Genomic DNA, 18,862 nt, shown 5'->3' with positions numbered 1-18,862 from the left:
GGCGACGACCTGGCCCCACGAACCTAGGAGGGCAAGGTTTCCTCGGTGTTGCTCCGAGGAGTCAGGGAGGAAGCCATGCGTTCACCGCCACCGCCCCGACACGCTGAGGTGCCGGGGCCAGCGGCTAGCCCGCGTCGGCGGCGAGCTTGCGGAACTTGCTGCCGTGGAAGACGATCGGCGCCACGTCCTGCAGCACCTCGAAGGAGTTGACCGCCATCAGCACGATGGCGTGGTCACCAGCGGGGACCTCCTCGGTGACGGTGGTGTCCAGCCACGTGGTCGCGCCCTCGATGAACACCGCACCGTCGTCGCTGGTGCGCAGGGTGAGCCCGGCGAAGCGGTCGCCGGTCTTGGCGGCCAGGGTGCGGGCGGCGCCGTCGTGGGCCTCCCCCAGCACGCTGATGCCGATGCGCTGACAGGCCCGCAGCCGCGGCCAGGTGGACGAGGTGTTCTGCACGCAGAAGGCCACCAGCGGCGGCTCCAGGGACACCGCGACGAAGCTGCTGGCGGCCATGCCCACGGGGGTGCCGTCGATCTCGGCGCACACCGCCACCACGCCGCTGGGGAACTGTCCGAAGGCGTTGCGCAGCTCGCCCTGGTCGAAGGTGCTGGGGGTGGTCATGAAGTCTCCGTTCGTGAGCTGGCGGCGGCGGTGAGCACAGCTCCCCACCGGGCCGCGTAGTCGGCGACTCGAGTATCGCTGCTGTACGTCGAGTCAAGCAGGAACAGTCCCGGTGCCGGCGCAGTGGCCCCCAGCTCGACCAGCACGTGCTTGAGGAACAGGTCCGGCGCCATCGCGTGCGTGGGTCCGGCCCCGAGCATCAGCGGGACCACCACCACGCCCCGCAGCCCGTCGCCGGTGGCGAACTGGTCGAGGAAGAGCTTGAGCACCCCGGTGTAGGTCGCCTTGAACGTCGGGCTGGCCACCACCACCAGATCCGCCGCCTGCACGGTCGCCACCGCCGCCTGCACCCCGGCGTCACCCCAGCCGAGCAGACCCGGCCCCAGGGTGATGACGTCGATGACCTCGGCGGGCTCCTCGCCGGTGAGCGCGCTGGCCACCATGGTTGCCGCCTCGAGCGTGCGTGAGCCCGGCTTCGGGTTGCCCGCGACCACCACTACCTTCATGTTCGTCCTCCGCGCTGCGTGTGTCGGTGTACCTGCCAGTGTTGCTCAGCGCACTGAACGCCACGCTGATGGCCGGATTGCTACCGGCGAGTGGCCGGAGTGTTTCGCCGGCGCCCGAACCACCCTCTTGTGGCGGCGATCACTCGGCGCATCGGCGTCGACGCGAGTGAGCGCACCGATCCCGTGGTCACCGGCACGTTCGCCGTGGCGCGCAACCCCATCTTCACCGCCATGAGCCTGACCGGGCTCGGCCTGGTGCTGCTCACCCCGAACGTCGTCGCCGTGGCCGGGCCGGTGCTGCTCCTCGTGGCCCTGCCAGCTGCAGGTCCGGGTCGTCGAGGAGCCGTACCTGCTGGCTGTGCACGGCAGCGCCTGTGCCGAGTACGTGGCCCGGGTCGGCCGGTTCGTCCCGGGGATCGGTCGCCTGGCCCGCCGCCAGGCTGCGCTGGACCGACCTGCGCTGGACTGACCTGGGCAGCCCTGTCCGGGTCAGACCGAGCCGGCTCCCACCTTCGGATAGGCCGAGCGCAGCTCCCCCTTGACGACCTTGCCGCTGGCGTTGCGCGGCAGCGCGTCCACCACCACCAGGTCCTTGGGGTGCTTGAAGCGCGCCAGCCGGGTGTCCAGCCACGCGCAGAGCTCGGCGATGGTCAGCTCACCGCCGGTGACCGCGGCCACCGCCACCGGGACCTCGCCCCAGCGCTCGTCGGGTCGGCCGATGACGGCGACCTCGGCGATCTGCGGGTGCTCGTAGAGCACGTTCTCCACCTCGGCGCAGTAGACGTTCTCCCCGCCGGAGATGATCATGTCCTTCTTGCGGTCGACGACGAAGACGAAGCCCTCCTCGTCCTGGCGCACCACGTCGCCGGAGTGGAACCAGCCGCCGTGGAACGCATCCGCGGTGCCCTGCGGGTTCTGCCAGTAGCCCTGCATGAGCGTGGGGCCGCGGTAGACGATCTCGCCGACCTCGCCGGGGCGGACGTCGTTCATCTCGTCGTCCACCACCCGGGCCTGGATGGTGGGGATGACCCGGCCCACCGAGCCCAGCTTGCGCAGCGCGTCCTCGCCGTCGAGCACGCAGGTGATCGGCGACATCTCGGTCTGGCCGAACACCGCGACGTTGAGCGCCTCCGGGAAGGTCTCCGCCATCGCTCGCAGCACCGTGTCCGAGGCCGGGGCCGCGCCCCAGGAGATCACCCGCAGCTGCAGCTGCCTGGGCCGGGCCGCCTGCTCGGCACACACCGCCTGCCACTGCACCGGCACCAGGAACAGCGTGGTCACGCCCTCGGCCTCCAGCACGTCCAGCAGCTGACCCGGGTCGAACGCGCCCGTCGGGTGCACCACGGTGGGCACCCCCAGCAGCAGCGACGGCGCCAGGCTGCCCAGCGCGGCGATGTGGAACATCGGCGCGGCGCAGAAGCCGACCTCGTCGGTGCCGTGCATCTGCAGGGCCCGGATGCAGGTGAAGGCCTGGGCCTGCAGGTTGGCGTGGGTGAGCACCGCACCCTTGGGCCGGCCGGTGGTGCCGGAGGTGTACATGATCAGCGCTGGGGTGTCGTCCGGGACGTCCACCGGGGCGTGCTGCGCACCGGTCTCGGTGAGCAGCTGCTCGTAGCCGAGCACGTCGCCCTCGGCGGGGCCACCGACGGTGATGCTGACCTCCAGCTCGCTCACCTGCTCGCGGACCTTGGCCACCAGCGGGGCCAGCAGGGCGTCGGCGACGACGGCCCGGGCACCGCTGTCCTGCACCAGGAAGGCGATCTCCGGTGGGGTCATCCGGAAGTTGACCGGCACCGCGATGGCCCCGAGCAGGTTGGTGGCCAGCACCACCTCGAGGTACTCGGGGCGGTTCAGCATCACGATGAGCACCCGGTCGCCGAAGCCCACGCCGCGGCGGCTGAGCGCGTCGGCGAAGGCGGTGACCCGGCCGTCGAGCTCGCTCCAGCTGGTGGCGGCACCCTCGAAGCGCAGCGCCACCGCAGCCGGGTTCATCAGGGCGTGCCGGCGGACCTGGTTGTTCCAGTTGCTGCGCCGCGACCGCAGCGGCTCGGCGGTGAGATCAGCAGCGGGGTCGGCAGTGAGGTCGGCAGTGGGGTCGGCGGAGACAGTCATCGAGGGGTTCCTCTCACCAGAGCTGACCGGCGCGAGAGCGAGCCCGCACCCGGCCGTGATTGTGACGAGTATTACACAACCATGACCACCGGGCGTCCGCTCTTGTTAACCATGATTCTTCGCACGAAGCGTGATCCTTCGCCGCGAGACGTGCTGAAGTTTGCCGCTGCTCGCTCAGGCGAACCGAGTGCGCCGGTGCTCGAGCACCGCGGCGATGCCCTCGGCGAAGTCCGGGGACCCCAGCAGCTCCCGCTGCCCCACCGACTCCCGCTCCAGCGCGTCCTCCAGCAGCGCCAGGGTGGACGCGGTGAGGGCGCGCTTGGTGAGCTCGAGGGCACGCCGTGGCCCGCGCGCCAGGCGGCGGGCCACCTTGTCCACCCGCTCAGCCAGCTCCGCCGCCGGGAGCACCTCGTTGATCAGTCCCGTCGCGCAGGCGTGCTCGGCCGTCATCGGCTCGGCCAGCAGCGCCATCGCGTTGGCCCGCGCCCGGCCGAGCGCTGCCGGCACCAGCAGGCTGGCGCCGCCGTCGGGCATCAGCCCGACGTTGGCGAAGGCCAGCAGGAAGTAGGCCTCCTCGGCCGCGTAGACCAGGTCGCAGGCCAGCGCCAGCGACACCCCGAGCCCGGCCGCGGGGCCGTTGACCGCCGCGACGACCGGCAGCGGCAGCTCGATGATGGCCCGCACCAGCCGGTTGGCGGTGTCCATCGTCTGCTGGGCGCGGGCGTCCGCCTCCGCCTGGTCGGCCGGGGGCTCGGCGCTGGCGATGGCCAGCACGTCCGCACCGGTGCAGAACGCGCCGCCGGTGCCGGCGATGACCACCACCCGCACGTCGGGCTGGACGGCGTCCTTGGTCAGGGCGTCGGCGAGCGCCAGGGCGGTGGGCCCGTCCAGGGCGTTCATCCGCTCCGGCCGGTCGATGGTCAGCCGCAGGACGCCGCCCTCCCGGCTCACCAGCAGCCCGCTCACGCGCGGCCGACCCACGTCAGCGCGCCCTGCACCTCGGGGCGGCACACCCTGAACCCCTGCGCGCACCGGGTGCTCAGCACGCCGAACCGCCCGCGGAGTCGAACGGGATCTCGGAGCGCCCCATGAATCGTCCTTTGCTCACGACGTCAGAATGGCGGTTAACATCCTCGCAACGCACGCTGTTGTCAACACCGGGCGGACAGGGTGCTCGTGGTGCACGCTCGCGCCCCCCGCCCAGCTGCGGGGAGCTCCGACGTCGGAACCAGCAGGTGCAGCCTCGGGTAACATCGCCGCACCGTGCCGCCTGCTCGACCCGCACCGAGCGCGCCCGCGCCCCGTGCTCCCGACCCGCACCGGGGAGTCCCGTGACCAGTGAGCCAGCGACCGGCGCGCCGCCAGCGGACGTGGCTCCGGTCCGCCGGCGGCCGAAGAACCGCAAGGCCCAGATCGCCGCGACGGCGGCCGAGGCGTTCAGCGAGAACGGCTACCACGCGGTCGGCGTGGCCGACATCGCGTCCCGGCTGGGGATCTCCGGGCCGGCCCTCTACCGGCACTTCCCCAACAAGTACGCACTGTTCCGGCACGCCGCCATGACCCTGGCCGACGCCCTCGTGGCTGCGACTGACGAGGCAGCGGAGCAACCGGCCGAGGACGCCGAGGAGCAGCTGCGCCACGCGCTGCTGGCCATCATCGCCACCACCCTGGACAACCGGCGCACCGGTGGGCTCTACCGCTGGGAGGGCCGGTACCTGCGGCCGGCGGACCGCGCGCGGCTGAGGGAGAAGATCACTCGCGTCAGTCGTCGGCTGGTGGACCCGTTGAGCCAGCTGCGCCCGGAGCTGACCGCCCGGGACGCCCACGTTCTCGGCGTGGCGGCGCTCAGCGTGATCGCCAGCACCACCGCGCACCGCGGCACCCTCTCCACGGACCGGGCGCGGGCGCTGCTGCTGCAGGCCTGCTGGTCGGTGCTGCGCTGCGAGCTGCCCAGCGAGCCGGGCGTCGAGGCCCCGCCGGCACGGGCGGGGCTGGCGGTGACGTCCAAGCGCGAGGTGCTGCTGCAGGAGTCGGTGGCGCTGTTCCACCGCCGGGGCTACCACGAGGTGAGCATCGAGGAGATCGGCGCCGCCGCGGGGATGAACGCCTCCGGGGTGTACCGGCACTTCGCCAGCAAGAGCGACCTGCTGGCCACCGCCTTCCACCGCGCCTCGGAAAGGCTCACCCAGGCGATCACCTCGTCGCTGGCGGCCTCGCGGAGTCCGGAGGAGGGGCTGGCCCGGCTGGTCGAGGTCTACGTGGAGCTCTCCTTCGCGCAGAGCGAGCTGATGTCGGTGTACTTCGCCGAGATCGGCAACCTGCCCGCCGACCAGCGCGCGACGCTGCGCACGATGCAGCGGCTCAACGTCGAGGAGTGGGTGCACCTGCTCGCCGAGGTGCGCCCGGACCTGGCTGCGGCCCAGGCCCGCTTCCTGGTGCACGCCGCCTTCGGCCTGGTGCTCGACGTCGGTCGCCTCCTGCGCTTCTCCCCCACCGCCGAGGCGCACCACCGGGTCGAGCAGCTGATGCTCACGACGATGCTGGGCCGGCCGGCCTCCCGCTCGTCCTGATCCACCTGACCCGTGCAGCCACCACGACCGCCGCGGGTGCCCGCAGGGAAAAGGGGTGGGAGCCCCCGCACGGGCGGGTGGTTCAATCGAGGGGTCGACCCGCCACGAGCGACGGGCCCGGACGAGAGCGGCGTGGCCCCACCTTGTTGATCCAGCTCCTGCGTTCCACCCTGGCGCCCTACCGTCGCGACATCAGCTGGGTGGTGGCGCTGCAGCTGCTGCAGACGCTGGCCACCCTGTACCTGCCCAGCCTCAACGCCGACATCATCAACAACGGCGTGGTCCTCGGCGACACCGGCTACATCGTCCGCATCGGCGGCTGGATGCTGGCGGTCACCCTGGTGCAGATCGCCTGCGCGGTGGCCGCGGTGTACCTCGGGGCGCGCACCGCGATGGCGGTGGGCCGCGACCTGCGCTCGGCGGTGTTCCGCCGGGTGCTCACCTTCTCCGCGCGGGAGATGGGCCGCTTCGGGGCGCCGTCGCTGATCACCCGCACCACCAACGACGTGCAGCAGGTGCAGATGCTGGCCCTGATGACGTTCACGCTGATGGTCACCGCGCCGATCATGTGCGTGGGCGGGATCCTGCTGGCCCTGGAGCAGGACGTGCCGCTGTCCGGCCTGCTCGTCCTCGCCGTACCGCTGCTCGGCGTCATCGTCACCATCATCGTCTCCCGGCTGCGACCGCTGTTCCGGGTGGTGCAGGACCGCATCGACACCACCAACCAGGTGCTGCGCGAGCAGATCACCGGGGTGCGGGTGATCCGGGCGTTCGTCCGCGACCGCGCCGAGCAGGAGCGCTTCGCCGAGGTCAACGGCGAGCTCTACGACGTCTCGCTCCGGGTGGGGCGGCTGATGGCGTACATGTTCCCGCTGGTGATGCTGGTGATGAACGTCTTCAGCGTGGCCGTCCTCTGGTTCGGCGGGCACCGCATCGACAGCGGCGCCATGGAGATCGGCGCGCTCACCGCCTTCCTCACCTACCTGATGCAGATCCTGATGGCCGTGATGATGGCGACCTTCATGTTCATGATGGTGCCGCGCGCGGAGGTCTGCGCCGAGCGGCTGCGCGAGGTCCTGGACACCGCCTCCAGCGTCGTGCTGCCCACCCGCCCGGTCACCCGCGGGCTGCAGCGCGGCCACCTGGAGCTGCGCGACGTGGAGTACCGGCTGCCGGGTGCGGAGCAGCCGGTGCTGCAGGGCATCACCCTGCGCACCGGACCCGGGGAGACCACCGCGATCATCGGGGCCACCGGCAGCGGCAAGACCACGCTGGTCAACCTGGTGGCCCGGCTGATGGACGCCACCGCGGGAGCGGTCCTGGTGGACGGGGTGGACGTGCGCGAGCTGGACGGCCCCACGCTGTCCACCGCCATCGGCCTGGTGCCGCAGAAGCCGTACCTGTTCAGCGGCACGGTCGCCTCCAACCTGCGCTACGGCAACCCCGACGCCACCGACGACGAGCTCTGGCACGCCCTGCGGGTGGCCCAGGCCAGCGACTTCGTGGCCCAGCTGGCCGACGGGCTGGACTCGCGGGTCGCCCAGGGCGGCTCCAACCTCTCCGGCGGGCAGCGCCAGCGGCTGGCCATCGCCCGCGCCCTGGCCCACCGCCCGGAGATCTACCTCTTCGACGACTCCTTCTCCGCGCTGGACTACGCCACCGACGCCGCGCTGCGCGCCGCGCTGGTGCAGGAGACGGCCGACGCCACGGTGGTGATCGTGGCGCAGCGGGTGAGCACCATTCGCGGCGCCGACCGCATCGTGGTGCTCGACGCCGGCCGGGTGGTCGGCTCGGGCACGCACGAGGAGCTGATGGCCGACAACGGCGTCTACCAGGAGATCGTGCTGTCCCAGCTCACCGCGGAGGAGGCGGCATGAGCCACCCTGGACCACGCCGCGGCCCCGGACCGGGCCCCGGCATGGGCGCGCCGGTGGAGAAGGCGATGAACTTCCGTGGCTCCGGCCTGCGGCTGCTGTCCACCCTGCGACCGCAGCGGGCGCTGGTGCTGGTGTCGCTGCTGCTGGCGGCGGGAAGCGTGGGCCTCACCGTGCTGGGTCCGCTGATCCTGGGCTGGGCCACCGACCTGATCTTCGCCGGCATCCTCGGCCGCTCCATCCCGGAGGGCACCAGCACCGACCAGGCGGTCCAGCGGCTGCGCTCCGACGGCGAGGGCAACCTCGCCGACATCGTGGCGCGGATGGACGTGGTGCCCGGCCAGGGCATCGACTTCCACGCCATGGGCCGGGTGCTGCTGCTCGCCGTGGCCGTCTACCTGGGCGCCTCGCTGCTGAGCCTGCTGCAGGGCCGGATCACCGCCACCGTGGTGCAGGGCAGCGTCTACCGGTTGCGCGAGGACGCCGAGCACAAGCTGTCCCGGCTGCCGCTGAGCTACTTCGACCGCCACCCGCGCGGGGAGCTGCTCAGCCGGGTGACCAACGACGTGGACAACATCGCCCAGTCGCTGCAGCAGACGCTGAGCCAGATCGTCAGCTCGCTGCTCAGCATCATCGGGGTGCTGGTGATGATGCTGGTGATCTCGCCGCTGCTGGCGCTGATCGCGGTGATCACCGTCCCGGTGTCGGTGGTGGTGGCCACCATGATCGGCAAGCGGGCCCAGCCGCAGTTCGTCAAGCAGTGGGCCAGCACCGGCCGGCTCAACGCGCACGTGGAGGAGATGTACACCGGCCACGCCCTGGTCAAGGTCTTCGGCCGTCAGGACCAGGCCATCGCCACCTTCGACGAGCACGACGACGCGCTGTACCAGGCCAGCTTCAAGGCCCAGTTCATCTCCGGCACCATCCAGCCGGCGATGACCTTCATCGGCAACCTCAGCTACGTGCTGGTGGCCGTGGTCGGCGGGCTGCGGGTGGCCACGGGTGCGCTGTCGCTGGGCGACGTGCAGGCCTTCATCCAGTACTCCCGCCAGTTCAGCCAGCCCATCACGCAGGTGGCCAGCATGGCCAACCTGCTGCAGTCCGGCGTCGCCTCGGCCGAGCGGGTCTTCGCCCTGCTCGACGCCGCGGAGCAGGAGCCCGACCCGAAGCTGCCGCAGCGCCCCGCCGAGCTGCACGGGCGGGTGGCCTTCCAGGACGTCTCCTTCCGCTACGACCCGCAGACCCCGCTGATCGAGCACCTCTCCCTCACCGTGCAGCCGGGCCAGACGGTGGCCATCGTGGGCCCGACCGGGGCCGGCAAGACCACGCTGGTGAACCTGCTGATGCGCTTCTACGAGGTGACCGGTGGTCGGATCACCCTGGACGGGGTGGACATCGCCGCCATGGCCCGCGAGGAGCTGCGCGCGTGCACCGGCATGGTGCTGCAGGACGCCTGGCTCTTCGGCGGCACCATCGCCGACAACATCGCCTACGGCGTGCCCGGTGCCACCCGAGCGCAGGTGGAGGCGGCTGCGGAGGCCACCCACGTGGACCGCTTCGTGCGGGCGCTGCCGCTGGGCTACGAGACGGTGCTGGACGAGGAGGGCTCCAGCGTCAGCGTGGGCGAGAAGCAGCTGATCACCATCGCCCGGGCCTTCCTGGTGCAGCCGACCATCCTGATCCTGGACGAGGCGACCAGCTCGGTGGACACCCGCACCGAGGTGCTCATCCAGCGGGCCATGAGCTCGCTGCGCCAGGGCCGCACCAGCTTCGTCATCGCCCACCGGCTGTCCACCATCCGCGACGCCGACGTCATCCTGGTGATGGAGTCCGGCAGCATCGTGGAGCAGGGCACGCACACCGAGCTGCTGGCCGCCGACGGCGCCTACGCGCAGCTGTATGCCGCGCAGTTCGCCCAGGCGGTCGCCGAGGTGGACTGAGCCTGGGTCGACCAGACCGGTCTACCCGGTGTGCACCTCGTCCCAGAAGGCCAGCTCGAAGCTGACCACCTGGGCGAAGGCCTGCTCTTGCTGCGGTGTCGGGGCGCCCTGGCCCAGCAGGGCGCCGAGGTCGTCGGCGTAGGCACCGAAGGCCGGGGCCGACCAGTTGTCGATGAACCCGCGGTAGGGCGAGCTGGTCAGCGCCGCCCGCTCGCGCACCGCGGTCCAGGCGTCGAAGTACGCCTTCTCCACCCCGTAGAGCACCGCGGCGGCCACGCCGTAACCGTCGGCCAGGCTGGCCAGCAGGAAGGACGTGTAGGCCAGCGCGGCCCCCGTGGGCCGGTAGGTGTGCGGCGCCAGCCCGCGCTCGGCCAGCTGCTCCCGGAACAGCGCCAGCTCCGGGGTGAGGGCGGTGATGCCGCCGGCGAGCACGTCCCGGGCGGGCTCGTCCGGAGCCTGGGCGAGCACCCCGGCCAGGAAGCGGCGGAACTGCACCACGAAGTGGTGGTCGGCCAGCAGCCAGCGGTCGAAGGCGCCGGGGGGCAGCGAGTCCTCCGCGGTGGCCAGCACGAACGGGTGGGTCAGGCAATCGTGCCACAGCTGAGCCTGACCGGCCACCAGCTGCTCGGCGGTGCTGGTGCTGGCGGCGGGGGCGGCGCTCACCGGGCGTCCCAGAAGTCGAGCTCGTGGCGCATCGCCTGCAGGAACGCCGCCTCGGCACGGACCGGGTCGGGATCGGCCTCGTCCAGCATCTGCCCGCACCGGCGGGCCAGCTCCGCGAACCCGGGGTCGGCGTAGGTGTCCACCCACTGCCGGTACTGCGGGTCCGCCGGCGGGTGCTGGGCCAGGCGCTGTCCGAGCTGGGAGTAGCCCCACATGCAGGGCAGCAGCGCGGCCAGGCCGGTGCCGTAGTCGGCGGCCGAGCTGAGCAGGAAGCCCGTGTACGCCGCGCACTGCGGGCTCTTGGTGGCGGTGTCCAGCTGCGCGCCGAAGGGTGCGGCCAGCGCGCGGTGCAGGTCCAGCTCCTGGTGCCAGGTGCTGTGCGCCAGGTCCACCAGCTCCCCCAGGTGCTCCTCCGGCGCCTGCCAGGCCAGCCGGCTGAACACCCGCACGTAGTCGAGCAGGTAGAGGTAGTCCTGCTCCAGCCAGCGGCCGAACTCGTCGCGGTCCAGGTCACCGCTGCCGATGCCGACCACCGTGGGGTGCGCCAGCTGCTGCTGCAGCAGCGGCTCCCCCAGCCGGTACAGGCGCTGCGACAGCGTGCTCATTCCCGCACCGTCCGGCGCACGCGCTGCGACACCAGCCCCACCGCCACGGTGAGCCCACCGGCCACGGCCAGTGACACCAGCGAGGCCGACCAGCCGCTGCCGGAGAGCCCGACGTCGGCCTGGCGGGCGGTCCACCAGCTGGTCCAGCCCTGCGCCCAGCCGGTGAGCGCGGTGGGCGCCACCAGCTGGTAGGCCACGAATCCGGCAGCCCAGGGCAGCAGCATCTCCCACCGCGCGGGGGCACCGGCGGAGACGTTCCACCCGGCGCGGGAGTGGCGGGCCAGCAGGTAGTAGGCGACCAGAAAGGTGGCGGTCAGCGGGACGAACACGGCGCCGAGCAGGAACAGGAAGGGCTCGTAGCCGGTGGCGTCCACCGTGAGCGCCAGCACGGTGGCCAGCGCCCCCACCCCCAGCACCAGGTGGCGACGGTCCCAGCCCGGTCGCAGGTTCTGCGCGCTGACGGCCGTGGAGTACAGGTTGGCGAAGGCCTCGTCCAGCTCGTCGAGCACCAGGATGAGCACCGCGACCACGGCCACCGGCAGCAGCAGCAGCTGGGCCACCACGTCGAAGCCGGTGACGCCGTAGACCTTGACGGCCAGCACGCCGAGGGCGAAGAACAGGATGGTGGCGGTGCCGTAGCCGACGCTGGCCCCGAGGAACGACGCCGTGGCCGAGCGGGAGTGCCGGGCGTAGTCCGCGGCCAGCGGCACCCAGGACACCGGCAGCGCGATCACCAGGTCGACGCTGAGCCAGAAGCCGCCGAAGCCGCCCTCGGTGAGACCGGGCAGTGGCTCGCGCAGCACCTGCACCAGCAGGTACGCGGTCGAGGCGACCGCCGCCCACACCGCGTAGCGGGCCAGCAGGTGCACCACGCCCAGCGGGTGGAGCGCCATCACCGTGGCCAGCACTCCGCCGACGAGCACGAACACCCAGCGCGGGCCGTCGGTGAGCTGGGTGGCCACCTCGGCGATCACGAAGATCTCGAAGGTCGCCCAGCCCACGCACTGCACCAGGTTGGCCGCGGTGGGCAGGCTGGACAGCCGGGTGCCCAGCAGGCCGCGCATGAGCACCATCGCCGGGGCGCCGGTGCGTGCACCCGCGGCGGCGGCCAGGCCGAGCAGGGTGCTGCCGATGACCGCTCCCACCACCACCGCCAGCAGGGTGGCGAGCAGGGACTGTCCGCTGAGGACGATGTAGGTGGCGGCGACGGGCAGCAGCAGGGAGATGCCCAGGTTGCCCCACAGGCCCAGCTGTGAGCGCAGCCCGAGGGTGCGCACCGGCGTGGCGGTGAGCGTGGCGGCGGGCTCGGCGTTGGTCTCGGTGCCGGTCACGGGCCGGTCACGGGGTCGGCCACCAGGCGTGGAAGTGGTGCTGGGGGCCGTGGCCGGTGCCCACGTCCAGCCGGTCGGCGGCGTGGAAGGCCGCGGAGAGGTACTCCTTGGCCTCGGTGACCGTGCTGGACCAGTCCGGGCGCTGCGGGCGCAGGGCGGTGATGGCCGCGGACAGGGTGCAGCCGCTGCCGTGGGTGTTGCGGGTGTGCACCCGGGGGGCCGACAGCCGGGTGACCTCGCCGTCGAGCAGCAGCAGGTCCACGCTGTCGTCGCCGTCGAGGTGGCCGCCCTTGAGCAGCACTGCCGGGCCCAGCTCGCCGAGCCGGTGCAGCTGCTCGAGCATGGTCGCCTCGTCGGTGGCCTCGTCCTCGCCGAGCAGGTCGGCAGCCTCGGGCAGGTTGGGGGTGATCAGGTCGGCCAGCGGCAGCAGCTGGGTGCGCACCGCGTGCACCGCGTCGGCGGCCAGCAGCCGGTGGCCGCTGGTGGACACCATCACCGGGTCGACCACCAGGTAGCCGTGCGCGTGCCGACGCAGGCCGTCGACCACCACCTCCACCACCTCGGCGGTGCCGAGCATGCCGGTCTTGGTCGCGGCGATCCGCACGTCGGCGAGGAGGTTGTCCAGCTGGTCGGTGATGAAGGCCGCGGGCGGCTGGTGCACCGAGTGCACGCCGTGGGTGTTCTGCGCGACCAGCGAGGTGATCACCGTGGTGCCGTAGGCCCCGAGCGCGGAGAACGCCTTGAGGTCGGCCTGGATGCCCGCGCCGCCGCTGGGGTCGGTGCCGGCGATGCTGAGCACGTTGGGCGGCGGCACGGCCTGGCTCATGCGTCCTTCCCCGGCAGGGTGGGTGAGGACGCCTGCGCCCAGAAGCGGCGCGGGATGCGACCCGCCCGGCGGGCGGCGTGGCCGGCGATGACGGCCGCGGCCATGGCCTGCGCCATCAGCTCCGGGTGCTGGGCCCGGGTGACCGCGGTGGCCAGCAGCACCGCGTCGCAGCCCAGCTCCATGGCGAGCGCAGCGTCGCTGGCGGTGCCGATGCCCGCGTCCAGGATCACCGGAACCTCGGCGGCGTCCACGATCATCTCGATGTTGTGGGGGTTGGCGATGCCCAGGCCGGTGCCGATGGGCGAGCCCAGCGGCATGACGGCGGCACACCCCACGTCCTGCAGCCGGCGGGCCAGCACCGGGTCGTCGGTGGTGTAGGGCAGCACGGTGAAGCCGTCGTCCACCAGCCGCTCGGCGGCGTCGAGCAGCTCCACCGCGTCGGGCAGCAGCGTGCGCTCGTCGGCCACCACCTCCAGCTTCACCCAGCTGGTCTCCAGCGCCTCGCGGCCGAGCTGGGCGGTGAGCACCGCCTCCGCCGAGCCACGGCAGCCAGCAGTGTTGGGGAGCACGTCGATGTTGTTGCGTCGCAGCAGCTCCAGCACGCCGCTGCCGCCGGCGGCGTCGACGCGGCGCATGGCCACCGTGGTCAGCTCGGTGCCGGAGGCGAGCAGCGCCCGCTCCAGCACCGACTGGTTGGCCGCACCGCCGGTGCCCATGATCAGCCGGGACCGGTAGGTGCGGTCGGCGATGCGCAGCCCGGTGTCAGCCGGCTGGTGCTGGTCCCGGCTAGCCACCCTGCACCGCCGTCACGATCTCCACCACGGCGCCGGCCGGCACCTCTGCGGTCCACCGGCCTCGGGGGACGACGGTGCCGTTGAGGGCCACCGCGATCCCCTTCTCCGGTGCGCCCTCGGCGAGCAGCAGCTCGGCCACGGTGCAGCCGGCGGCCAGCTCGCGGGCTGAGCCGTTCACGGTCACGGTCATGAGAACCTCCTGGGGTGGGCGGGCGCCGCCTCCGGCAGCGGGCTGCCGTCGAGCTCGGCCAGCACGGCGTCAGCGGTGAGCGGGAGCAGCAGCAGGCCGTTGCGGCCGTGGCCGGTGGCGACCACGGTGCGCTCGTCGAGACGGCCGATCAGCGGCAGGTTGTCCGGAGTCATCGGCCGCAGCCCGGCGATGGCCTCGGTGAGCTCGTACTCGGCGATGCTGGGCAGCACCGCCTCGGCGTCGGCGATGAGGTCGCGCACCCCACCCACGGTGACGTCGCGGTCCTCGCCCACCTCGTGCTGGGTGGCCCCCACGACGATGCCGTCCGAGCGGGGCACCAGGTAGACGTGCCGGCCGTGGACCACGCCGCGCACCGTGCAGCCGGGCGCGGGCAGCACGCTGCGGCGGTGGCGCAGGCGCAGGATCTCGCCCTTCACCGCGCGCACCGGCAGGCTGGGCACCAGGGCGGGTGAGCCGGCACCGGCGGCGAGCACCACCTGGTCGGCGGGCAGTGCGGCCAGGTCGGTGACGGCCTCGTGCACCAGCTCCACCCCGGCCGCCAGGCAGGCCGCCTGCAGCGCCGCGAGCAGTGCCCGGTTGTCCACGAAGAGGTCACCGGGAACGTCCAAGCCGCGCCGAATGCCTTGGGCCAGTGCGGGTACGCGCTCGCGCAGCTCGCGGCGGCCGAGCTCGGTGACGGTGCGCCCGCGCGCGGCCAGCCACTCCGCGAGCACCGCCAGCTCACCGACGTCGGCGCTGTCCAGGCCCACCACCAGGGTTCCCGCGGTACCCAGGCCCGCGTCCGTCCCAGCGCCGGCGCTCAGCTCGGCGGCGAAGTCGGGCCAGCGGTGCAGCGAGTCGGTGTTGAGGACGAGGGCGTCCTCCTCGCCCGGCCAGCCCTCGGTGAGCGGGGCGAGCATCCCGCCCGCCACCCAGGAGGCGCCGCGGGCGGGAAGGGGGTCGTGCAGCCGTACGCGCCAACCCGCGCAGGCGGCCCGCCAGGCCACGGACAGACCCACGCCACCAGCCCCGACGACGCTCAGGCGTCCACGGTCGTGCACACGCATCTGTTCTCCTCGCTCCCTGCGCCGGCATGATCCGGATCAGGTTCGACGGTCGGAGCTCCCAGCTCCCTCTCAGCCCCCTGTGCGGGACTCCCGTGCGTACCGAGAGCCACCGTAGTCGCTAGCCTCGGCAACATGCACATCCGCCAGCGACTCGCCACTGCCCGGCTCTACCTGTGCACTGACGCGCGTCGGGAGAAGGGTGACCTCGCCGCCTTCGCCGACGCCGCCCTCGCCGGTGGGGTGGACATCATCCAGCTGCGCGACAAGGACTCCGCCGGTGAGCAGCAGCTCGGTCCGCTCGAGGCTCGCGAGGAGCTGGCGGCCCTGGCGGTGCTCTCCGCAGCCTGCCGTCGGCACGGCGCGCTGCTGGCGGTCAACGACCGCGCCGACCTCGCCGCCGCGGCCCGGGCCGACGTGCTGCACCTGGGCCAGGACGACCTGCCGGTGGCCATGGCGCGGGAGATCGTGGGCGAGGACATGATCATCGGCCGCTCCACCCACACCCTGGAGCAGGCCCAGGACGCGGTCCTGGCACCGGGCGTGGACTACTTCGCCACCGGACCGTGCTGGCCCACGCCCACCAAGCCCGGCCGTGAGGTGCCGGGCCTGGACCTGGTGCGGGCCACCGCCGCCCATGGCACGCAGCGGCCGTGGTTTGCCATCGGCGGCATCGACGCCGCCCGGCTGCCGGAGGTGCAGGCTGCCGGCGCCACCCGGGTTGCGGTGGTGCGAGCGATCACCACGGCCGCCGACCCCCGCGCCGCCGCCGCCGAGCTGGCCGCGGCCCTGCGCGACTGACCCAGAGCTCGCGCCGGCCCGGTCGGGCGGTGCTGGCTGTCGGGAGGAGCTAGCTGCCGACTCGCAGGCTCAGCTCGTAGGCGTCCAGCACCGGGCCGAGCGGCTGGAAGTACGTGGTGCCGTTGGTCGCGCAGTCGCCGACTCCGCCGGAGACGACCCCCTGGGCCTGGTTGCCGCTGATGAAGGCGCCGCCGGAGTCGCCGGCGTCGGAGCAGATCGAGGTGGCCGTCAACCCGCTGACCAGTCCCTGGTCGTACTGCACGGTCTGGTCCAGCGCCACGATCTCGCCGCAGTGCCAGCCTGAGGCCTGCCCGGACATGCACACCGGGTCGCCGACCGCGGCGGGCGCGGCGCCTCGCACCGGGACGGTGGTGCCGTCGTGCTGGCTGACCGTGCCGGTGCCGGTGAAGCCGGGCAGCGTGACCACCCAGCCGAAGTCGGTCTCCGGGAAGCTGGTGGCCGCGATGCTGCCCAGCTCGGCCCCGCCGGCGGTCTGCACCGCGTTGCCGGCCCGGCCACAGTGCCCGGCGGTGATGAACCCCTCGGCTCCGCTGCGGGCGGTGACGGCGAAGCCGGTGCTGCACACCTCGTCGTTCTCCACGACGTACTGTTCGCCAGCCACCACGGGGAGGCCGGCAGGGGCGACGACCACCGGACCCTCGGCCGCAGGAACGGTCACGCTGGCCACCGGCGCAGCCACCCCGCTGGGGACCGGCTCGACCGTCAGCTCGGATGCTCCGGCCGTGGTGATGGCAACCAGGCCACTGGCGACGAGGGCCAGCCCGACGAGCGTCGCTCGCACCGCGTGAAAAGTGCGCTTCCGCGAGGGGACGCTACTGCGCATGTGACACCTCAAATCTCACCACTGCAACACTCACAACCAGGCCCCGACGACCTTTGCCAACAGTACCTGGACGTGGGCAGCGTCCTGCGGGTGTGCACTGTGGAGCGGCCGACAGCCCGGTTTCGCCGAAGCGAAACCGGGCCATCGTGCCTTGCGTGAACCAGAGCTTTAGCTAGCCTCTACACCTTTGCGAGGATTGACCGTCGCCGCACCGTCACCGCTGCTGCGGGCCGCGCCGGGCATCGTCTCGGCCCGGCGGCGGGCGCGGAGCTGGTCCTTGCGCTCCTCGGCCGACAAGCCGCCCCAGATGCCGTAGGGCTCGTGCACCTGGAGGGCGTGCTCCCGGCACCGGTCGATGACCGGGCAACGCCGGCAGACGGCCTTGGCCTCTTGCTCCCGGCGCAGCCGCGTCGGGCCGCGCTCGTACTCGGGATGAAAGAACATCGTGGTCTGCAGGCCTCGGCACGCGCCTTGCGCCTGCCACTGCCAATGATCTTCCACCGGACCTGGAAGTCGACTGTAATCCGCCACTGGGCACCACCCTCGATAATCCTTCGAGATGGCATCAACCCGCTGTCTGGAGTATCCGCGTCGTGGAATGACGTTATCGCAGCGTGCGCCAGGACACCAAGTTCTTGATCAATTCGGGTCAGCGCAGCAGAAGGTTAGCCACGATCGCCGCTGCATAAAGGGCGATTGCTCCGGACAGTGCCAATATGACCACTGTGCGTGGACCAGGAGGATCATCTCGGTGTGCGGCGATCTGTCGTGATCGCACTCGGCCAAAACATACCGTGAGTGCCGCTATAACTACAGAGAGTGCGGCTAAGGCTATGTCCGCTCGGCCCACCTCGCCCTCCTGCGGATAGCGCAGCAGCAACAGTGCGCCGTTGACCAGCACCGCCAGCGAGGTGCGGCTCCAGGCCAGCTGGGTGCGCTCAGCGACGCCCTGCCCGCCGCCTGGCGCGCGCACGGCGGTCGCAGCCCGCCGGACCGGCACCGTCAGTGCTCGCCGAGCAGGAGCACCACGGCCAGCGCCGCCACCAGCATCAGCCCGCCCCCGAGGATCCAGGTGAGCCAGGTGCGCGGCAGCGGGTGGCCGCGCCGCATGGCCCGCTGCGTGGCGTACCAGCGCCAGGTGCCGCCCACCGACATCACCACGCTCAGCACGCCGAGGGTGACGCCGACGCCGATCCGCACTGCGGCCACGGAGAACTGCGGAACCAGCTGGACCACGGCGACGCCCGCAGCGAGGAGGGCGAGGGCGGTGCGCATCCAGGCCAGGAAGGTGCGCTCGTTGGCCAGGGTGAACCGGTAGTCCGGCTCCTCCTCCGGCACTGCGGTGCGGGAGGAGGACGAGCTCATCCGAACCACGCCGTCAGGGCCGCCGGCTCCACCGCCAGGACCTCCGGGGGCAGCTGCGCGTGCAGCCCGCGGTCGGCGGTGACCACCACCACCAGGCCCGACCGCCCGTGCGCGGCCGTGGCCGGGTCCGGGCACACCTGGATCTCGCTGACCCAGCCGAACGTGCGGTCAGGCAGCTCGACCGTCCGCTGCGCGGCCAGCCCGTCGGGCAGGCCCGGGAGGCGGGAGTCGAGCACCAGCAGCAGCGGCCGGGCGCGCAACAGCGACCAGCTGCCCGCCAGCCCAGGGTGCAGCTCCAGCTCGGGCACCGCGTCCTCGGCCACCCAGCGCAGCTCGGCACTCTCGCCGTTGCGCTCGGTGGCCAGCTCGTGGGCGGCATCGGCCACCACGGTGGTGTAGCTCCACCCCTCGGGCACCGACGAGGTCACCCGCTCCGCGCGCACCGTGACGTCCTCGCTGCGCACCCCGGTCTCCTCCGCGGCCTCCCGCAGGGCCGCCTGGGCCGCCGACTCGTGGCTGTCTCGAGCACCCCCCGGCAGCCCCCAGGTGCCGCCGTGGTGGCTCCAGACGGCCCGGTGCTGCAGCAGCACGGCGGCCACCCCGGCCCGGGGCGCGCGCAGCAGCAGCCCGGCCGCGCCGTGGCGGCCCCACCGCTTGGCGCCGTCCGGCCCCACGGCCCAGCCATCACCGTCACCGCGCACGACAAGTCCTCGCGCCCGGCCACGTACCGCGGGCTGGGCGCCCAGGCGAGTGGA

Annotated in this window: 20 protein-coding genes and 1 riboswitch; of the genes, 4 read left to right on the top strand and 16 right to left on the bottom strand. The window is 72.6% G+C overall.

Going from position 1 to position 18,862, the window contains the following annotated elements; genetic code table 11:
• Nucleotides 1-124 precede the first annotated feature (124 nt).
• The 4 genes from AC3YNX_RS06940 to AC3YNX_RS06925 form a co-directional block, all read right to left on the bottom strand.
• Entirely contained in the window at nucleotides 125-622 is a 498-nt protein-coding gene (locus tag AC3YNX_RS06940; RefSeq protein ID WP_127781942.1) for a flavin reductase family protein, read from the bottom strand.
• Nucleotides 619-1,128 carry an NAD(P)H-dependent oxidoreductase gene (locus AC3YNX_RS06935; RefSeq protein ID WP_489995012.1) on the bottom strand — a complete coding sequence of 170 codons (510 nt, stop codon included), beginning with the start codon at nucleotides 1,126-1,128 and terminating at the stop codon, nucleotides 619-621. Before AC3YNX_RS06935 ends, AC3YNX_RS06940 begins: the two co-directional genes overlap by 4 nt.
• Before the next feature lie 489 nt (nucleotides 1,129-1,617).
• Entirely contained in the window at nucleotides 1,618-3,240 is a 1,623-nt protein-coding gene (gene fadD5, locus AC3YNX_RS06930; protein ID WP_489995011.1) for a fatty-acid--CoA ligase FadD5, read from the bottom strand.
• Nucleotides 3,241-3,414: 174 nt separating this feature from the next.
• Nucleotides 3,415-4,221 (bottom strand): enoyl-CoA hydratase, encoded by an 807-nt coding sequence (locus AC3YNX_RS06925; RefSeq protein ID WP_489995010.1) that lies wholly within the window; start codon nucleotides 4,219-4,221, stop codon nucleotides 3,415-3,417.
• Nucleotides 4,222-4,571: 350 nt separating this feature from the next.
• Between AC3YNX_RS06925 and AC3YNX_RS06920 the strand changes: the two genes are divergently transcribed.
• The 3 genes from AC3YNX_RS06920 to AC3YNX_RS06910 all read left to right on the top strand — a co-directional run bounded on the left by AC3YNX_RS06920 (nucleotide 4,572) and on the right by AC3YNX_RS06910 (nucleotide 9,624).
• Nucleotides 4,572-5,810: a TetR/AcrR family transcriptional regulator gene (locus AC3YNX_RS06920; protein ID WP_489995009.1), complete on the top strand. Its 1,239-nt coding sequence runs from the start codon at nucleotides 4,572-4,574 to the stop codon at nucleotides 5,808-5,810.
• Between the two features lie 143 nt (nucleotides 5,811-5,953).
• Nucleotides 5,954-7,687: an ABC transporter ATP-binding protein gene (locus AC3YNX_RS06915; protein WP_489983514.1), complete on the top strand. Its 1,734-nt coding sequence runs from the start codon at nucleotides 5,954-5,956 to the stop codon at nucleotides 7,685-7,687.
• Complete coding sequence (locus AC3YNX_RS06910) at nucleotides 7,684-9,624, top strand: ABC transporter ATP-binding protein (RefSeq protein WP_164860552.1); 1,941 nt, start codon at nucleotides 7,684-7,686, stop codon at nucleotides 9,622-9,624. The genes AC3YNX_RS06915 and AC3YNX_RS06910 overlap by 4 nt, the downstream gene beginning before the upstream one ends.
• A 21-nt stretch (nucleotides 9,625-9,645) precedes the next feature.
• Here AC3YNX_RS06910 and AC3YNX_RS06905 read toward each other — a convergent pair whose 3' ends face one another.
• The 7 genes from AC3YNX_RS06905 to thiO all read right to left on the bottom strand — a co-directional run bounded on the left by AC3YNX_RS06905 (nucleotide 9,646) and on the right by thiO (nucleotide 15,100).
• The gene (locus AC3YNX_RS06905) at nucleotides 9,646-10,287 is read right to left on the bottom strand and encodes a TenA family protein (RefSeq protein WP_489995008.1); all 642 of its coding nucleotides are present in this window, start codon (nucleotides 10,285-10,287) and stop codon (nucleotides 9,646-9,648) included.
• The gene (locus tag AC3YNX_RS06900) at nucleotides 10,284-10,892 is read right to left on the bottom strand and encodes a TenA family protein (RefSeq protein WP_489995007.1); all 609 of its coding nucleotides are present in this window, start codon (nucleotides 10,890-10,892) and stop codon (nucleotides 10,284-10,286) included. Before AC3YNX_RS06900 ends, AC3YNX_RS06905 begins: the two co-directional genes overlap by 4 nt.
• On the bottom strand, nucleotides 10,889-12,223 hold the full coding sequence (locus AC3YNX_RS06895; protein WP_489995006.1) for a purine-cytosine permease family protein: 1,335 nt from the start codon (nucleotides 12,221-12,223) through the stop codon (nucleotides 10,889-10,891). Before AC3YNX_RS06895 ends, AC3YNX_RS06900 begins: the two co-directional genes overlap by 4 nt.
• 7 nt (nucleotides 12,224-12,230) lie before the next feature.
• Nucleotides 12,231-13,049, bottom strand: a complete 819-nt coding sequence (thiD, locus tag AC3YNX_RS06890; protein WP_489995005.1) for a bifunctional hydroxymethylpyrimidine kinase/phosphomethylpyrimidine kinase — start codon at nucleotides 13,047-13,049, stop codon at nucleotides 12,231-12,233.
• On the bottom strand, nucleotides 13,046-13,804 hold the full coding sequence (locus AC3YNX_RS06885) for a thiazole synthase (protein WP_489984054.1): 759 nt from the start codon (nucleotides 13,802-13,804) through the stop codon (nucleotides 13,046-13,048). The genes thiD and AC3YNX_RS06885 overlap by 4 nt, the downstream gene beginning before the upstream one ends.
• Before the next feature lie 31 nt (nucleotides 13,805-13,835).
• Nucleotides 13,836-14,033 carry a sulfur carrier protein ThiS gene (gene thiS, locus AC3YNX_RS06880; protein WP_127781935.1) on the bottom strand — a complete coding sequence of 66 codons (198 nt, stop codon included), beginning with the start codon at nucleotides 14,031-14,033 and terminating at the stop codon, nucleotides 13,836-13,838.
• The gene (gene thiO / locus AC3YNX_RS06875) at nucleotides 14,030-15,100 is read right to left on the bottom strand and encodes a glycine oxidase ThiO (RefSeq protein WP_489995004.1); all 1,071 of its coding nucleotides are present in this window, start codon (nucleotides 15,098-15,100) and stop codon (nucleotides 14,030-14,032) included. The genes thiS and thiO overlap by 4 nt, the downstream gene beginning before the upstream one ends.
• A riboswitch (TPP riboswitch) is annotated at nucleotides 15,097-15,204 on the bottom strand. Its footprint overlaps the gene before it by 4 nt.
• Before the next feature lie 28 nt (nucleotides 15,205-15,232).
• On the opposite strand from thiO, the gene thiE reads away from it, so the two are divergent.
• Nucleotides 15,233-15,898, top strand: a complete 666-nt coding sequence (gene thiE, locus AC3YNX_RS06870; protein WP_489995003.1) for a thiamine phosphate synthase — start codon at nucleotides 15,233-15,235, stop codon at nucleotides 15,896-15,898.
• 49 nt (nucleotides 15,899-15,947) lie between these two features.
• Here thiE and AC3YNX_RS06865 read toward each other — a convergent pair whose 3' ends face one another.
• From AC3YNX_RS06865 to AC3YNX_RS06845, 5 genes are all read right to left on the bottom strand, one after another.
• Nucleotides 15,948-16,742, bottom strand: a complete 795-nt coding sequence (locus AC3YNX_RS06865) for a S1 family peptidase (protein WP_489995002.1) — start codon at nucleotides 16,740-16,742, stop codon at nucleotides 15,948-15,950.
• A gap of 168 nt (nucleotides 16,743-16,910) precedes the next feature.
• On the bottom strand, nucleotides 16,911-17,273 hold the full coding sequence (locus tag AC3YNX_RS06860; RefSeq protein WP_127781931.1) for a WhiB family transcriptional regulator: 363 nt from the start codon (nucleotides 17,271-17,273) through the stop codon (nucleotides 16,911-16,913).
• A gap of 118 nt (nucleotides 17,274-17,391) precedes the next feature.
• A complete protein-coding gene (locus AC3YNX_RS06855; RefSeq protein WP_206518073.1) occupies nucleotides 17,392-17,715 on the bottom strand; it encodes a DUF202 domain-containing protein in 324 nt (107 codons plus the stop codon).
• A 29-nt stretch (nucleotides 17,716-17,744) separates the two neighbouring features.
• Complete coding sequence (locus tag AC3YNX_RS06850; RefSeq protein ID WP_489995001.1) at nucleotides 17,745-18,107, bottom strand: YidH family protein; 363 nt, start codon at nucleotides 18,105-18,107, stop codon at nucleotides 17,745-17,747.
• Nucleotides 18,104-18,808: an NUDIX domain-containing protein gene (locus tag AC3YNX_RS06845; RefSeq protein ID WP_127781928.1), complete on the bottom strand. Its 705-nt coding sequence runs from the start codon at nucleotides 18,806-18,808 to the stop codon at nucleotides 18,104-18,106. Before AC3YNX_RS06845 ends, AC3YNX_RS06850 begins: the two co-directional genes overlap by 4 nt.
• Nucleotides 18,809-18,862: the final 54 nt, after the last annotated feature.

The organism is Rhodococcus sp. Z13_19A, assembly GCF_058133575.1.
The sequence above is the reverse complement of the archived record's forward strand: the minus strand, read 5'-3'. Positions and strand labels throughout refer to the sequence as shown.

Bases quoted from the DNA above. Each gene is read 5' to 3' on its own strand.
- thiS (WP_127781935.1), bottom strand. From the start codon at position 14,033: ATGACCGTGACCGTGAACGGCTCAGCCCGCGAGCTGGCCGCCGGCTGC.
- AC3YNX_RS06910 (WP_164860552.1), top strand. From the start codon at position 7,684: ATGAGCCACCCTGGACCACGCCGCGGCCCCGGACCGGGCCCCGGCATG.
- thiE (WP_489995003.1), top strand. From the start codon at position 15,233: ATGCACATCCGCCAGCGACTCGCCACTGCCCGGCTCTACCTGTGCACT.
- fadD5 (WP_489995011.1), bottom strand. From the start codon at position 3,240: ATGACTGTCTCCGCCGACCCCACTGCCGACCTCACTGCCGACCCCGCT.
- AC3YNX_RS06900 (WP_489995007.1), bottom strand. From the start codon at position 10,892: ATGAGCACGCTGTCGCAGCGCCTGTACCGGCTGGGGGAGCCGCTGCTG.
- thiO (WP_489995004.1), bottom strand. From the start codon at position 15,100: ATGCGTGTGCACGACCGTGGACGCCTGAGCGTCGTCGGGGCTGGTGGC.
- AC3YNX_RS06935 (WP_489995012.1), bottom strand. From the start codon at position 1,128: ATGAAGGTAGTGGTGGTCGCGGGCAACCCGAAGCCGGGCTCACGCACG.
- AC3YNX_RS06865 (WP_489995002.1), bottom strand. From the start codon at position 16,742: ATGCGCAGTAGCGTCCCCTCGCGGAAGCGCACTTTTCACGCGGTGCGA.
- AC3YNX_RS06940 (WP_127781942.1), bottom strand. From the start codon at position 622: ATGACCACCCCCAGCACCTTCGACCAGGGCGAGCTGCGCAACGCCTTC.
- thiD (WP_489995005.1), bottom strand. From the start codon at position 13,049: ATGAGCCAGGCCGTGCCGCCGCCCAACGTGCTCAGCATCGCCGGCACC.
- AC3YNX_RS06850 (WP_489995001.1), bottom strand. From the start codon at position 18,107: ATGAGCTCGTCCTCCTCCCGCACCGCAGTGCCGGAGGAGGAGCCGGAC.